The organism is Pseudomonas putida, assembly GCF_028682455.1.
In the GTDB taxonomy this organism is placed as follows: Bacteria; Pseudomonadota; Gammaproteobacteria; order Pseudomonadales; family Pseudomonadaceae; genus Aquipseudomonas; species Aquipseudomonas putida_AA.
Map to the genome: position 1 here is coordinate 454062 of NZ_JANHLD010000002.1, position 14282 is coordinate 468343.

Genomic DNA, 14282 nt, shown 5'->3' on the forward strand with positions numbered 1-14282 from the left:
TCGACAATTGAAATATGTATGTTTATTTCACGCATTTTTTAGATAGAAAACATCAAGGAAAAAATAATGCCATTCAATCCTGAAGTGGTACGTCAAGTTGACTCGGTCTTGCGACACCGATCTCAGATTGTTCAGATACTGGTCAAGCATGACCTTTATCAGGCGCCAGCGTCGGAAATAGATATTCATGAGCTTCGCAAGCACGGCGATCGATATTTCATCCACAGCCCACTACTGGGGAAAATGAAATCGGCTGACGGTGTCTACATCTTCGTTATTCGTTCGTGGGAGCCCTGGAGGATAGTCTGCGCCAAAATTGGTTCGGTGGGTGGACATACATCGTTGAGTCGAGAACATCGTAACGGGCGGCAATTCGTGGGGAGCGTGCATTTTGCGGGAGAGATGATTTTCGAGCGCGGCCATCTAATAGCCTGGAACAATGGCAGCGGGCATTACAGGCCTGAGTCAAACTTGGAAAGAACTAACGTTCTACCCTATATAAACCACATGCTTCCCATTGGTTTGTTCAGAAGCAACGGAAGTGCAGGGCGGACGTTTGGATACGCCAACGGCTGAATGACGGCTGCCTAACCGGGACAGCCCACCTGCCGGCCTCTCGCGGGGCAACTCCCACCAGTACACACCTCAACCCTGCGGGAGCTGGCTCGCCAGCGATGAGGCCAGTGCGGCGGCGATGCTTTCATGTATCGCCGCCGCACCCGCCACAGACTGAATGCCTTTGTTCTCGTTGATCATCCAGTCAGGACTTCAAGGGGTGTTGGACCCGTGCCCCACCAGGACGTGACAGTACCTGCATGATTATCCAGGTGGCCAGGTAGGAACTGGCACAGAAGATAAAAATCAGGTTGTAGCCCAGCGTCAGATTATCCAGCGCCTTGTAATGTTCCAGCACGATGCCGACAACCAGCGGGAAGATCATGCCACCCACCGAACCTGCCGTACCGCCGATGCCCATGACGGAGGCCACTTGCGAACGGGGGAAGTTGTCGGCAACGGTGGTGAACAAATTGGCCGACCAGCCCTGGTGCGCGGCAGCAGCCAGGCTCAACAAACCGACCATGACCCACAGGTTGTCGACGTAACTCGAGAGCCCGATCGGCAAGGCCAGCACGGCCATCATCAGCATCGCACGGCTGCGTGCCGTTCTGACCGAGCAGCCCGCGGCGATCATGCGTGACGACAACCACCCGCCACCGATGCTGCCAATGGACGTTGCGCAGTAGACGATCATCAACGGCAGGCCCAGGTGCTTGAGGTCCAGGGCAAACCGGCTGGAGAAGTAGGAGGGCAGCCAGAACAACATGAACCACCAGATGGGGTCGGTGAGCAGTTTTCCAATCACAAACACCCAGGTCGAGCGTATCCCCAGCAGCTCACGCCATTTGATCCTGACCTGCGGCTCAGCCTGGGCATCCTGGTTGATATGGGCAAGCTCGGCGAGGCTGATACCGGGGTGGTTGGCCGGTGCCCGGTAGAGCATCTGCCAGAACACCAGCCAGACGAAACCGGTGAGCCCGGTGATGATGAACGCCGACTCCCACCCATAATTGACCGCCAGCCAAGGCACGCACGCAGGCGCCAGGATGGCACCGACGCTGGTGCCGGAGGTCAGGATACCCACCGCCAATGCCCGCTCCTTGCGTGGAAACCATTCGGAGACGGCCTTGATCGCTGCCGGAAAGTTGCCGGACTCACCCAGGCCCAACAAGGCCCGCATGAACAAGAAGCTCAGCGTCGATTGCGCCGCCGCATGGCCGATGGCTGCCAGGCTCCAGACCACGATGCAGGCGGCATAGCCCAGCTTGGTGCCCAAGCGGTCGATCAATTTGCCGAACACCAGCAAGCCGATGGCATAGCTGGCCTGAAACACGACAACCAGGTAGCTGTAGTCCGTCTCACTCCAGTGGAATTGTTGCTCGAGCAGCGGCTTCAACAGACCGAGCACCTGGCGGTCCAGGTAGTTGATGGTGGTGGCGAAGAACAACAGGGCGCAAATCTGCCAGCGATACCGGGACATGGCGGTTTTCTCATTCTTGTTGTTGTAGGAAAGTCAGGGGGGGGTCAGCAGTGTTGTTGCAGGCGCCGGGCGCAGGTGCGCAGTACCTCATCAGGTTCACGCTGCCACCAGTCGTCGCGCGAGAAGATTTCGACTTCTGTTGCCCCCCGGTAGCCGGCAGCCTGGACTGACTGACGAAGGCTGCGCAGGTCGATGACGCCATCGCCCATCATGCCGCGGTCGAGCAGCAGGTCACGGGTGGGCACCAGCCAGTCAGACAGGTGCAGGCCCAGAATGCGGCGCTGTTGGCCTGCGCGGTGCACCTGCCGGTCAAGCGCGGGATCCCACCAGCAGTGGTAGGCATCGATTGCCACGCCCAGTGCATCAAAACCGTCCGGTTCCAGGGTTTCGCACAAGTCCAGGGCTTGTTCCAGCGTCGACAGGCAGGAGCGGTCTGCGGCGTACATCGGATGCAAGGGTTCCAGGGCCAGGGCGACCCGGTGCCGGCGGGCGTGCTCCAGCAGCAAGCCGATCCCCTCGGTGACCTGGGCGCGTGCTGCCGGAAGATCGCGGGAGCCTTCGGACAGGCCGCCGACGACCATGATGAAACACTCGGCCTGCAGTTCGGCGGCTTCTTCAATAGCCCGGCGGTTGTCTTCCAGGGCAGCCTCGAAGCCCTGGCGCGTTGTAGCCGGCAGGTAGGTTGAGCGGCAGTAGGCATTGACCTTGAGGCCGCAATCGCGCAACTGGCGGCGTGCCTGGGCAAGGTCCCGGCCCTCCAGGTCGCGGCGCCAGGGCGCAACGTAGCCGAAGCCCGCCTGGGCAATCAGCTCCAGCGCTTGTGCAAAGGGGAGGCGGTGGCCGAGGGTCGCGGTGTTGATCGAACAGTGGTCGAGGCGAAGGTGCGATGTGGAGTCAGGCATAGGTTACTCACCAGGGCAGAGGATGAGCGCGCAGCGCCACCAGGCGGGGCACTGCGCAGCGGGGCTAGGCATCGACGCCGTAGAGCGCCAGGAAGCGCTTCATCCGCGCGACCGCCAGGGCCGGGTCGGCCAGCAGCCCGGCCTGGTCGGCCAGGCGGAACACCTCGCAGAAGTAGGGCAGCGGCCGCAGGGCCTGGTGACCACCGAGCATGATGAAATGCTCCTGGTGGCCATTGAGGTAGGCAAGGAACACCACCCCGGTCTTGTAGTACTGGGTGGGGCTGCTGAAGATCAGCCGTGCCAGGGGCAGGGTCGGCTCCAGTAGACGCCGGTACCCGGCCAGATCATCCCGTGCCAGGGCTGCCAGTGCCTGCGAGGCTGCAGGTGCGATGGCATCGAAGATCCCCAGCAGGGCATGGGAGTAACCCTGTTCATCGCCTGCAATCAGCTCGGGGTAGTTGAAGTCGTCGCCGGTGTACATCTTTACCGAGCTCGGCAGGCGCCGGCGCATGAGGATCTCCTTGTCCTTGTCGAGCAGGGAAATCTTGATGCCGTCCACCTTGTGGACGTTTTCATGGATCACGTCCAGGCAGGTATCCAGCGCCTCTTCGAAGCGCTCGCTGCCCCAGTATCCCCGGAGTGCCGGGTCGAACATGTCGCCCAGCCAATGCAGGATCACCGGCTGGTCGGCTTCAGCCAGTACCTTGCGGTACACCAGGCGGTAGTCGAACGGCGTTTTCGCCACGCGGGCCAAGGCCCGGCTGGCCATGAGGATGATCCGCCCATCGAGCTTGGCAATGGCATCGCGTTGCTCGGCATAGGCGCGCACCACGTCATCCAGGGTGCGGACCTCGTCCACTGCCAGTTGGTCGGTGCCACAGCCAGAGAAAATCACCGCGTGGCGGATGTCGCGGGTCTCACTGAGGGTACGTTCGATCAGTTCGAGCGCCGTGGGCCAGTCCAGGCCCATGCCGCGCTGGGCGGTGTCCATCGCCTCGGCGATGCCCAAGCCTTGTTGCAGCAGGTAGCGGCGATAGTCGAGCGTGCGCGTCCAGTCGATCGCAGCCTTGCCACCGGGTGGAGTGGCGCTGAATGGATCGGCCACCACGTGAGCGGCGGAAAGCGCGATGCGATTGGCCGGCAGCGGGCTTTGCGGCGCCGCCAGTGGTACGCCGGCCAGGGTGTAGCGCTGCAATGAATGACCGGCTTGGGCGCTGGGCAGGTTGATGTTCAAAGACATGCGAGGCACTCCAGATCAGAACTTGGGAATCAGCAGGCCGCCATCGACGGGCACGGCATGGCCAACGGTGTAGGGCAGGGCGCCGATCGCCATGCTGACCACCACGCGGGCCACATCCTCGGGTTGCCCCCAGCGCTTGATGGCGGTCAGGCCACGTTCGATCTCGGCGTCGTAGCGGGCTTTTGACGGCGCGGTCATTTCGGTGGCGATCAGGCCGGGTTGTACCTCGTACACACCGATGCCGGCCTCGGCCAGGCGCACCGCGAACAGGCGCGAGGTCATCGACAGCGCCGCCTTGGACACGCAGTACTCGCCGCGCAGCACGGAGACAGCCCGGGCATTGGACGAGGTGATGGTGACGACGCTGCGCGGCACCTGGCCGGCCGGGCGCTTGACCAAGCGGCGGGCGAAGGCCTGGGTGAGGAAGAAAGTGCCGCGGCTGTTGATCTGCTGGCAGCGGTCGAAGCTCTCGGGTGTCACCTCCAGCAGATCGCCCCGTGACAACACCGACACCCCGGCGTTATTGACCAGGCACGTCAGCGCCCCGATCGCTTGTTCAGCGGCATCCAGCAGCGCGTCATGGCGGTCGATGGCGGCAATGTCACCGGCAATCACCGCGGCCTTGGCGCCAAGCTGCCTGGCCAGTTCGGCGGTCTCTTGCAGGGCCGGGTCGGCGTGCAGGTCAAGCAACGCCAGATCGAAGCCGGCCTGTGCCAGGCCGACCGCGATGGCCCGGCCGATACCGGCACGGGCGCCGGTGACCAGTGCGGTTGGGCGGGCAGTCATGCGCGTGCTCCCTGGTTGAGCAGCTCGCGGGCAATGATCGTGCGCTGGATCTGGTTGGTGCCTTCGTAGATCTGGGTGATCTTGGCGTCGCGGTACAGGCGCTCGACCTCAAAGCCGCGGATGAACCCGCTACCGCCGAACAACTGCACCGCATTGGCGGTCTGGGCAACGGCGATGTCGGCGGCAAAACACTTGGCCATCGAGCAGGCGATGGTGGCGTTGTCGGCGCGGTCGAGGCGGCCGGCGGCGTCTTGCACCAGCAGGCGCGCGGCACGAATGTCCTTGGCCATGTCGGCGAGGATCCACTGCAGGCCCTGGTTGTCGGCAATCGGCTTGCCGAACTGCTTGCGTTGCGGCACGTATTCCAGGGCTGCCTCCAACCCCGCCTGGGCAATTCCGACAGCCAGCGACGCGATGCCCACCCGGCCCTTGTCCAGGGCACTCATCATGATGTGAAAGCCCCGGCCTTCGACGCCCAGCAGGGCATCGGCCGGCAGTTCGACATTGTCGAACGTCAGGCCGCCGACCTGAGAGGCGCGCTGGCCCATCTTGTGCTCCTTGGGCCCCTTGGACACGCCCGGCAGATGGCAGTCGACAATGAAGATGCTCATGCCGCGTTTGCCAGCGGCAGGGTCGGTGCGCGCCAGCACAAAGGCCAGGTCGGCCACCGGTGCGTTGTGAATCCATAGTTTCGAGCCGTTGAGCCGCCAGCCTGTATCGGTCCGTACCGCGGTGGTGCGGATGCCCGACACGTCTGACCCGGCCTCGGCCTCGGTGATGCAATAGGCCGGGTGCTGTCGAGCACTCAACAGCGGGGGCAGGTAGCGCTCGCATTGCGCAGCGGTGCCGTGCACCGAAAGCAGGGTACCGATCAGCTCCAGCAAGCCGCACTGGTCAGCCACCGAGGCGTAGCCGCGCGATAGTTCCTCCATCACCAGGGCATAGGCGATGGTGTCGAGGCCTGCACCTCCCAACTCCTCGGGCACGGTGATGCCGAACAGGCCGAGCTCGCCCATTTGTCGGTAAAGCGGCGCGGGGAAGCTTTCGTCATGGTCGAGCTGCTCGGCGATCGGGCGGATGGCCTGGTCGGCAAAGCGCCGTGCAAGGTCCTGAATCTGCAGGTGGGTTTCAGAAAGCTGCATTGTTTTTTTCCTTTCTGTAGGCGGCGAGGGGAGCCTCGCGCTGTGGGTTGTGTTCTTTTTCGGGCTGATCTAAAGTGTTTTTAAGTAACCAACTGGTTATTTATTTAATGCGTCCTTTCGGTAGGCGTCAAGCACTCTCTTGAACCCAGGCTTGACCCGTGACCCGGCAAACGATGAGGAAAAAACAATGAGAAGAAGCTGTTCATCAGCAGCAGATGTGGCCAGCCGGATAGCCGATGGCGCGACGTTGGCAATCTGTGGCTCGGGCACGCTGCTGGAACCGGATGCATTGCTGGCCGCCATCGAGGCGTCGTTCCTGGGCACGGGACATCCGCGTGATCTCACCCTGGTGCATGCCCTGGGCATTGGCGACGGGCGCGGCAGCGGCCTGGAGCGCCTGGCTCACAAGGGGCTGGTGCGCAAGGTGATCGGCGGGCACTGGAGCTGGTCGGCGAAAATGCAGGCGCTGGCGCGCAACGACCAGATTCAGGCCTACAGCTTGCCCGCCGGGGTGATCATGAGCTTGATGCGTGAAATCGGTGCCGGGCGCCCGGGCCTGATTACCCACATCGGCCTGGGGACTTTCGCCGATCCGGCGGTGGCCGGTGGCAAATGCAACGGCAGTGCAACCGAGGACATCGTCGAGCGGTTGCAGATCGACGGCCGGACCTACCTGCGCTACAAACCGTTCAAGGTGGATGTGGCGATTGTCCGTGGCAGCCTGGCCGACCCCAGCGCCAACATCAGCCTGTGCCACGAAGCGGCCGATCTTGATGCCTACGCGCTGGCCCTGGCCGCCCACAACAGTGGCGGCAAGGTGTATGCCCAGGTGCGAGCGCTGAGTGACAGCGCATTCGTGCCGGCGCGCCTGGTGCGTATCCCCGGCGTACTGGTCGATGAAGTGGTCGTGGTAGCGGACCAACGCCAGTGCGTGGCAGCCGACTATGACCCGGCGATCAGTGGTGAGGCCCGGCCCACCTCAGCGGCCAGCGAACAACCCATGGCCGACGATATCCGCCGCATCATTGCCGAACGTGCCGCCAACGAGTTCATCCCCGGCATGTCGCTCAACTTCGGCTTCGGCATTCCCGGGGGCATCCCGTCGTTGCTCGCCGAACGCGGGCTGCAGGACAGCTACTGGGGCAGCATCGAGCAGGGTATCCATAACGGCCGGATGATGGGCGGCGCGATGTTCGGCGCGGCCTTGTATCCCCAGGCCATCGTCACTTCGCTCGATCAGTTCGACTTCTACAGTGGCGGCGGTGTCGACCTTGCCTTCCTGGGCATGGGCGAGATGGACGGGCAGGGCAACGTCAACGTCTCGAACCTGGGCGGCACCCTGGTGGGGCCGGGTGGTTTCATCGACATCACCCAGGGCGCGCGCAAGGTGGTGTTCTGCGGCGCTTTCGAGGCCAAGGGCCTGGACGTGGCGAAAGTGGGCGACGCCCTGCAGATCGAGCGCCGGGGCGAAGTGCCCAAGCTGGTGGAGCAAGTGCGCCACATTACCTTCAGCGGCCCGCAGGCGCTGCGCAACGGCCAGGAGGTGCTTTACGTCACCGAGCGCGCGGTGTTTCGCCTGCTACCTGAAGGCATCGAGCTGATCGAGGTCGCCCGTGGCGTGGATATCCAGCGCGATGTGTTGGAGCGCATGAACTTCACCCCGATCGTGCGCAACGTCGCCGTGGCAGGCCTGGTGTGATCCGGGCCGCCTCTCGCAGCAACCTGGGTGGCCGTGAGGGGCTGCGCCGGACGCTGCTGTCAGTTCGGGCGCAACATGCCGAGAATGGTCTGGACGTTGAAGTCGATCCGCGCCTGCAAGGCCTCGGGCGACATCAGGTCGAAGCCGTAGATGATCTCGCCGGTAAAACGGTTGTTGAGGTAGTAGTAGTTGATGGCGGCGATCGAGATGTTCAGCTGGATAGGGTCGACACCCTCGCGAAATACGCCCTGGGCGACGCCGCGAGCGAGGATCTCGGCCACCATCGACACCATCGGGGTGTGCATTTCATGCATTTTTTCCCGGGCGCGCTTGAGGTGGGCTGCCTTGTGCAGGTTTTCGCTGTTGACCAGGGTCAGGAAGTGCGGGTTCTTCAGGTAGTACTTCCAGGTGAAGGTCACCAATTGGGTGATGGCCTCGACCGGCTCGAGCTCTTCGAGCCTGAGCTTGCGTTCGGCCTGGCGGATGGCCTGGTAGGCCGACTCCAGCACGGCCTCGAACAGTCCCTCCTTGTTGCCGAAATACTCGTAGATCATGCGTTTGTTCGACTTGGCGCGCAGCGCGATGCTGTCGATGCGGGCGCCGGCCAGCCCCAGTTTGGCGAATTCGACCTGGGCGGCATTGAGGATTCTGAGCCGTGTCGCATCGGAATCGCGGGTCGGTCGTGCGGCGGCCTCTTCGGCGGGTTTCCTGGGCATGTAAAGCGCTCTCCGGAGCTTGGGTACTGTTCTTCCTGGCGCAGGGTTCAAAGACCTGCGGCGTTAGGGGCAACGAGCTTAGCCGCGAGGGCATAAGGCTGACAAACAAAGCTTAGCCCGAGGCTTGTATGTAAACAACCAGTTAGTTATACCTGTTGGGCGGTCGGCCACTTCAGCTAGGCATTGCGAGTGGCTGGCCCGAATTGAACGCTGTACTGAGGATGTTTTCCGTGAACAACAATGACAATACGCCACGCCTTGAGCTGCCCCGGCAGCCGCGCCACTTCGACATGTTCATCGACGGCCAGTGGACCCAGGGCTCCGCACTCAAGCAGGTGACCCGTTACAGTCCGTCCCATGAAGTGCCGGTCAGCGTCTACCCGTCAGGCGGTGTCGCCGATGTCGAGCAGGCCGTCAACGCTGCGCGTCAGGCCTTCGACCATGGCCCTTGGGTACGCTCGGGTGCCGCCTTTCGCGCCACCGTTCTGCTGCGCACCGCCGAGCTGATTCGCCAGCACAGCGAAGCCCTGGCCCTGTGCGAAACCCTTGAAACCGGCAAGCCGATCAGCCAGTCCCGGGGCGAAGTGCTGGGCGCCGCCGGCATCTGGGAATACGCCGCAGGCCAGGCGCGCGCGCTCCATGGCGATACCTTCAACAACCTCGGCGACAGCCTGCTTGGCCTGGTGACCCGTGAGCCGGTGGGTGTCGTGGGGCTGATCACGCCGTGGAACTTTCCCTTCTTCATCCTCGCCGAGCGCTTGCCGTTCATCCTGGCGTCCGGGTGCACCGTGGTCGCCAAGCCCAGCGAGTTGACCTCCGGCACCACCCTGATGCTGGCGGGCTTGATGAAAGAAGCCGGCTTGCCTGATGGTGTGCTCAATGTGCTGACCGGCCCGGGTTCGGTGCTGGGCCAGGCGATCAGCGAGCACGCCGATATCGACATGGTCTCGTTCACCGGCTCCACCGAGGTAGGACGCCTGACCCTGGCGGCGGCTGCCGGCAACATGAAAAAAGTCGGCCTGGAGCTGGGCGGCAAGAACCCGCAGGTAGTGTTCGCCGATGCCGACCTGGATGCCGCTGCCGATGCCATCGTCTTCGGTATTTGCTTCAACGCCGGGCAATGCTGCGTCAGCGGCAGTCGGCTGATCGTCCAGCGCGGTGTCGAGCGAGCGCTGACCGACAAGATCTGCGCCTTGCTCGACAAGGTGCGCATCGGTGACCCGCTGGAGCCCGGCACGCAAGTGGGCTCGATCACCGAAGCCCGTCACCTTGACCGGGTGCTGGGCTACATCGCCCAGGGGCACGAGGAGGGGGCGCGACTGGTGTACGGAGGCCAACGAATTGCCTCGCCCACCGGCCTGTACCTGCAGCCCACGGTGTTTGCCGATGTATCCGCGCACATGGTGATTGCCCGCGAAGAGATCTTCGGCCCGGTGCTGACCATCACCGCCTTCGACGATTTCGACCAGGCCATGGCGCTGGCCAACGACACGCCGTTCGGCCTGGCCGCGAGCATCTGGAGCCGCGACCTTGAGACATCGCTGCAAGCGATGCGTCGGATCAAGGCCGGACGAGTGTGGGTCAACACCACCATTGCCGGCGGACCGGAATTGCCCTCCGGTGGTTTCAAGCAGTCGGGCATCGGCCGGGAAACCGGACGCTACGGCGTCGAGGAGTACACTGAGCTGAAGTCTGTGCATGTGCAGATGGGCCCGCGCACACCTTGGGTCAGCGCCTGATCGTCGACAGCAGTACAACAAGACTGGAGATAACAAGAATGTACGATTATGTCGTTATCGGCGGTGGTTCCGCCGGTTGTGTACTGGCGGCGCGCCTGAGCGAACAGGCGGATGTGCGGGTGTTGCTGCTCGAAGCCGGGCCTGCCGATACCAACCCCTATATCCATATGCCCGTGGGCTTTTTCAAGATGACCGGCGGACCGCTGACCTGGGGCTACGACACCGTGGCCCAGGGCGAGATCAAGAACCGCTCGGTACTTTTCCCCCAAGGCCGGGTGCTCGGTGGAGGTGGCTCGATCAACGCCATGGTCTATACCCGTGGCAACGCCAAGGACTATGACGACTGGGAACAGGAGGAGGGGTGCCGGGGCTGGTCGTTCCGCGACGTGCTGCCTTACTTTCGCAAGGCCGAGGACAACGAGCGCCTGTCCAACGAATACCACGGCACCGACGGTCCGCTGGGCGTGTCCGACCTGATCAGCGTGAACGAGGTGACCAAGGCGTTCATCCGCTCCGCCCAGGAGGCCGGTATTCCCTACAACACCGACTTCAACGGGGCCCGCCAGGAAGGCTGCGGTGCCTACCAGGTCACCCAGCGTGGCGGGCGACGCTGCAGCGCTGCGCAGGGTTACCTCAGCAAGATTCGCGGGCGCTCGAACCTGACCATCCAGACCGATTGCCTGGTAACGCGCATCCGTGTCGAAGACGGCCAGGCCACTGGCGTGGAGTACGTGCAGGGCAGTGGCTCGCGCGAAGTGCGGTTTGCCGCTGCCGAGCGGGAGGTGGTGGTTGCAGCCGGGGCCATTGGCTCGCCGAAGATCCTCATGCTTTCGGGGATCGGCCCCGGCGAGGAGCTGACTCGCCTGGGTATCGAGGTACAGCAGGACCTGCCTGGGGTCGGGCAGAACCTGCAGGACCATTTCGATATCGACATCGTCTATGAGCTCAAGGGCTCCCAGAGCCTGGACAAGTACGCCAAGCCGCACATGATGCTGATGGCAGGGCTTGAGTACAAACTGTTCAACAAGGGGCCGGTCACCTCCAATATCGCCGAGGCCGGTGCATTCTGGTACGGCGATTCTCGCGCCACGACGCCTGACCTGCAGTTCCACTTCCTGCCGGGTGCCGGGGTGGAGGCGGGGATTGCGCCGGTGCCGTCGGGCTCCGGCTGTACCCTCAACTCCTACTTTCTGCGCCCCCGCAGCCGAGGCAGTGTGCGCCTGCGCAGTGCCGACCCGTTGCAGCCACCGCTGATCGACCCCAACTACATCAGCGACCCCTATGACCTGCATGTTTCGGTCGAGGGGATCAAGCTCAGCCGCGAGATCATGGCCCAGCATTCGCTCAGTCGCTACATCAAGGCCGAGCACTTTCCTGGCGACAGTGTCCGTACCCAGGCCGATTACGAAGACTACGCCCGGCGCTGCGGGCGCACCGGGTACCACCCGGTGGGCACCTGCAAGATGGGGGTAGACGCCATGGCGGTGGTCGATCCGCAGTTGCGCGTGCGTGGCGTGCAGCGCTTGCGGGTGGTGGACTCGTCGGTGATGCCGCGCCTGATCAGTTCCAACACCAACGCGCCGTCGATAATGATTGCCGAGAAGGGTGCCGACCTGATCCTGGGGCGCAGCCTGGCACCCTCCGAGGTGCAGGCACGAAATGACCTGAGCCCTGTACAAAACGCCGTGTGACGCCACTGTCCGCGTAGCGCCCAGGTGCGCTGCGCGGCCTCTCCCCAGGCCCCTCGACTGGTTTCCTCAAGCGCCGCAGCGATTAGTGATTGCATCCTCGCTGCGTTGGATTTATAAATAACTAGTTGGTTACATAAATAACAATAAAGGATCACTCACCCGGTGCGTTGCACCCGGAGGCCGTATGAATAACAACAATGATCCCGCCCGTTTTCTGGAACTCAGCCGCCGCAAGCTGCTGCTTGGCGCTGCCAGCCTTGCCGGCGCCGGTGCCGTGGCGGCAATGATGCCCGGCGTGCTGTGGGCACAGACCACGCTGACGTTCTCCAACTCGTTCCGCTCGCTGACCAACCCCTACCACGCGATCTTCAATCGCGGCGGGGAAGCGTATGCGGCCAGCCAGAATCTTCCCTACTCGCCCCTGGTGACCGAAGGCAACAGCCAGAAGGGCATCGCCGATATCCGGGCCCTGATCGCCAAGACCGAGGGCAACCTGGTCCTCAACATCGAACCCAACGATTCGGCCGACGCACGGGCGATCATCGAGCAGTGCGTCAAGGCCGGGGTGTACGTCACCACGGTGTGGAACAAGCCCGACGACATGCATCCCTGGGACTACAGCCCCTACTGGGTGGCGCACATCTCCGAAGACGGCCAGGCGGTAGGCGAAGCCGTGGCTATCGAACTGTTCGAGGCCATGGGTGGCAGCGGCGGTGTAGTCGCCCTGGGCGGCATCCTCAGCAACGTGGCGGCCATTGGCCGGCGCAGCGGCCTGGAGGCTGCGCTGAAAAAGTACCCGGGTATCACCTTGCTGGATTTCCAGCCTGCCGACTGGAGCGCCAACAAGGCGTTCCCCATCGTGCAGTCCTGGCTGACGCGCTTCAACAGCGATATCAAGGGCATCTGGTGCGCCAACGACGACATGGGCATGGGTGCGCTCGAAGCACTACGCGGCGAGGGCCTTGCCGGCTTGATTCCCGTGGTCGGCATCGACGGTATCGAACAGGCGGTCGAGGCCATCCGCACCGGGGAGTACATCGCCACCACCAGCCTTGATCCGTACTGGCTGGGCAGCATGGGCCTGGCCCTGGGGCATGCCGCCAAGACCGGTCGTATCGACCCTGCACGCGAGCCTCACGAACACCGTGAGTTCTATGTACGCCCGCAGCTGGTGACCAAGGCGAACGTCGAGGCCTTTTACGCCAGCAACTTCAAGTCCACCCCCGTGGTGGACCTGGATGATTTCTGGGGGCGTGTCGCCGGCCCTATTCGCTACACCTCGTAGCCCAAGCGCCACCGTCATTCGGCGAGCCACGGACGTTCTGCCCGTAGTGCCGAAGCTTTCTCAATGCCTGTTTTCCGGAGTTATCGTCATGGTCCGCCTGCGACGGTTTTCATCGCTGATTGTCCTGCTGCTCATCGGTTTGCTGATCGGCTCGATCAACAGCAACTTTTTCGACCCGATGAACCTGGTGCGTATCGCCACCACCTGCTCGATCCCACTGCTGATGGCACTGGGCGGTATGTTCGTGATCCAGATGGGCAGCATCGACCTGTCCGTGGAAGGGGTGGTCGCGGTTGCGGCCGTGTGCTTTGCCCTGCTGGTGGGCAACAACCTCAACGCCCACGCCATAGGCCTGTGGGCCTTGCCGGTGGCCATTCTGGTCGGTGCGCTGACCGGCCTGCTCAACGGCCTGTTGCAGGTCAAACTGCGCATCCCGTCGTTCATGGCCACCCTGGGTGTCGGCTTCGTCGGCATTGGCCTGGCTACCGCGTTGCTGCAGGGCAATACCGTGCGCGTGCTGGACATGGATGTGCGGGCGATCGCCCTGTACCGCCTGATGGGCCTGCCGCTGTCGGTGTGGATCGTGGTGCTGGCGCTGGGTGTCGCGCATTTCGTTTCGCGCCATACGGTGCTGGGGCGCCATGCCCTGGCCATTGGCGGCGGTGAAGACCTGGCGCGGCTCAACGGCGTCAACGTGAGCCGCACGCGCATTGGCATCTTTGCCCTGGCCGGTGCGTTCTATGGCCTGGCTGCCATCCTCGCGGTGGCGCAGTTCGGCCAGGGCCACGCCCTGATTGCCCAGGGCCAGCTGTTTACCGCCATTACCGCCATCGTGGTGGGCGGGGCATCGCTGGCCGGTGGCAATGGCAGCCCCCTGGGCACGTTGCTGGGGGTACTGATCGTAGTCGTGGTCAGCAACGGCATGGTCCTGATGGGGGTTGCGCCGTATGTACAGCAAGGTGTGCAGGGCGTGCTGATCATCGCTGCCGTCGCCATCGCCCTGGACCGTGCCAAAGCACGGGTCGTCAAATAAGGAGGCCGCCC

At 63.3% G+C, this 14282-nt stretch carries 12 protein-coding genes; 6 read left to right on the forward strand and 6 right to left on the reverse strand.

Annotation, left to right across the window (positions count from 1 at the left end; genetic code table 11):
- Positions 1-66: 66 nt before the first annotated feature.
- Positions 67-576, forward strand: coding sequence for a hypothetical protein (locus tag NPS58_RS12820; RefSeq protein ID WP_274115722.1), 510 nt, complete (start codon positions 67-69; stop codon positions 574-576).
- Positions 577-760: 184 nt separating this feature from the next.
- Here NPS58_RS12820 and NPS58_RS12825 read toward each other — a convergent pair whose 3' ends face one another.
- From NPS58_RS12825 to NPS58_RS12845, 5 genes are all read right to left on the reverse strand, one after another.
- Entirely contained in the window at positions 761-2038 is a 1278-nt protein-coding gene (locus tag NPS58_RS12825; RefSeq protein WP_274115723.1) for an MFS transporter, read from the reverse strand.
- Positions 2039-2082: 44 nt separating this feature from the next.
- Positions 2083-2940, reverse strand: coding sequence for a sugar phosphate isomerase/epimerase family protein (locus NPS58_RS12830; RefSeq protein ID WP_274115724.1), 858 nt, complete (start codon positions 2938-2940; stop codon positions 2083-2085).
- 64 nt (positions 2941-3004) lie between these two features.
- Positions 3005-4180, reverse strand: a complete 1176-nt coding sequence (locus tag NPS58_RS12835; protein ID WP_274115725.1) for a dihydrodipicolinate synthase family protein — start codon at positions 4178-4180, stop codon at positions 3005-3007.
- 15 nt (positions 4181-4195) lie between these two features.
- On the reverse strand, positions 4196-4966 hold the full coding sequence (locus tag NPS58_RS12840; RefSeq protein ID WP_274115726.1) for a 3-ketoacyl-ACP reductase: 771 nt from the start codon (positions 4964-4966) through the stop codon (positions 4196-4198).
- Positions 4963-6108 carry an acyl-CoA dehydrogenase family protein gene (locus NPS58_RS12845; protein ID WP_274115727.1) on the reverse strand — a complete coding sequence of 382 codons (1146 nt, stop codon included), beginning with the start codon at positions 6106-6108 and terminating at the stop codon, positions 4963-4965. Before NPS58_RS12845 ends, NPS58_RS12840 begins: the two co-directional genes overlap by 4 nt.
- A gap of 187 nt (positions 6109-6295) precedes the next feature.
- Here NPS58_RS12845 and NPS58_RS12850 point away from each other — a divergent pair, with 187 nt between their 5' ends.
- Positions 6296-7807, forward strand: coding sequence for a CoA-transferase (locus NPS58_RS12850; RefSeq protein WP_274115728.1), 1512 nt, complete (start codon positions 6296-6298; stop codon positions 7805-7807).
- A gap of 59 nt (positions 7808-7866) precedes the next feature.
- On the opposite strand, the gene NPS58_RS12855 is transcribed toward NPS58_RS12850, so the two are convergent.
- A complete protein-coding gene (locus tag NPS58_RS12855; protein WP_274115729.1) occupies positions 7867-8523 on the reverse strand; it encodes a TetR/AcrR family transcriptional regulator in 657 nt (218 codons plus the stop codon).
- Between the two features lie 221 nt (positions 8524-8744).
- Between NPS58_RS12855 and NPS58_RS12860 the strand changes: the two genes are divergently transcribed.
- The 4 genes from NPS58_RS12860 to NPS58_RS12875 all read left to right on the forward strand — a co-directional run bounded on the left by NPS58_RS12860 (position 8745) and on the right by NPS58_RS12875 (position 14271).
- Entirely contained in the window at positions 8745-10262 is a 1518-nt protein-coding gene (locus NPS58_RS12860) for an aldehyde dehydrogenase family protein (RefSeq protein WP_274115730.1), read from the forward strand.
- A gap of 38 nt (positions 10263-10300) precedes the next feature.
- Positions 10301-11953: a GMC family oxidoreductase gene (locus tag NPS58_RS12865; protein ID WP_274115731.1), complete on the forward strand. Its 1653-nt coding sequence runs from the start codon at positions 10301-10303 to the stop codon at positions 11951-11953.
- 184 nt (positions 11954-12137) lie between these two features.
- Positions 12138-13238: a sugar ABC transporter substrate-binding protein gene (locus NPS58_RS12870; RefSeq protein WP_274115732.1), complete on the forward strand. Its 1101-nt coding sequence runs from the start codon at positions 12138-12140 to the stop codon at positions 13236-13238.
- Between the two features lie 88 nt (positions 13239-13326).
- Positions 13327-14271 carry an ABC transporter permease gene (locus NPS58_RS12875; protein WP_274115733.1) on the forward strand — a complete coding sequence of 315 codons (945 nt, stop codon included), beginning with the start codon at positions 13327-13329 and terminating at the stop codon, positions 14269-14271.
- The last annotated feature ends 11 nt before the right edge of the window (positions 14272-14282 follow it).

Coding starts and splice junctions, on each gene's coding strand:
- NPS58_RS12830 (WP_274115724.1), bottom strand. CDS start 2,940: ATGCCTGACTCCACATCGCACCTTCGCCTCGACCACTGTTCGATCAAC.
- NPS58_RS12825 (WP_274115723.1), bottom strand. CDS start 2,038: ATGTCCCGGTATCGCTGGCAGATTTGCGCCCTGTTGTTCTTCGCCACC.
- NPS58_RS12855 (WP_274115729.1), bottom strand. CDS start 8,523: ATGCCCAGGAAACCCGCCGAAGAGGCCGCCGCACGACCGACCCGCGAT.
- NPS58_RS12835 (WP_274115725.1), bottom strand. CDS start 4,180: ATGTCTTTGAACATCAACCTGCCCAGCGCCCAAGCCGGTCATTCATTG.
- NPS58_RS12840 (WP_274115726.1), bottom strand. CDS start 4,966: ATGACTGCCCGCCCAACCGCACTGGTCACCGGCGCCCGTGCCGGTATC.
- NPS58_RS12820 (WP_274115722.1), top strand. CDS start 67: ATGCCATTCAATCCTGAAGTGGTACGTCAAGTTGACTCGGTCTTGCGA.
- NPS58_RS12865 (WP_274115731.1), top strand. CDS start 10,301: ATGTACGATTATGTCGTTATCGGCGGTGGTTCCGCCGGTTGTGTACTG.
- NPS58_RS12870 (WP_274115732.1), top strand. CDS start 12,138: ATGAATAACAACAATGATCCCGCCCGTTTTCTGGAACTCAGCCGCCGC.
- NPS58_RS12875 (WP_274115733.1), top strand. CDS start 13,327: ATGGTCCGCCTGCGACGGTTTTCATCGCTGATTGTCCTGCTGCTCATC.
- NPS58_RS12845 (WP_274115727.1), bottom strand. CDS start 6,108: ATGCAGCTTTCTGAAACCCACCTGCAGATTCAGGACCTTGCACGGCGC.
- NPS58_RS12860 (WP_274115730.1), top strand. CDS start 8,745: ATGTTTTCCGTGAACAACAATGACAATACGCCACGCCTTGAGCTGCCC.
- NPS58_RS12850 (WP_274115728.1), top strand. CDS start 6,296: ATGAGAAGAAGCTGTTCATCAGCAGCAGATGTGGCCAGCCGGATAGCC.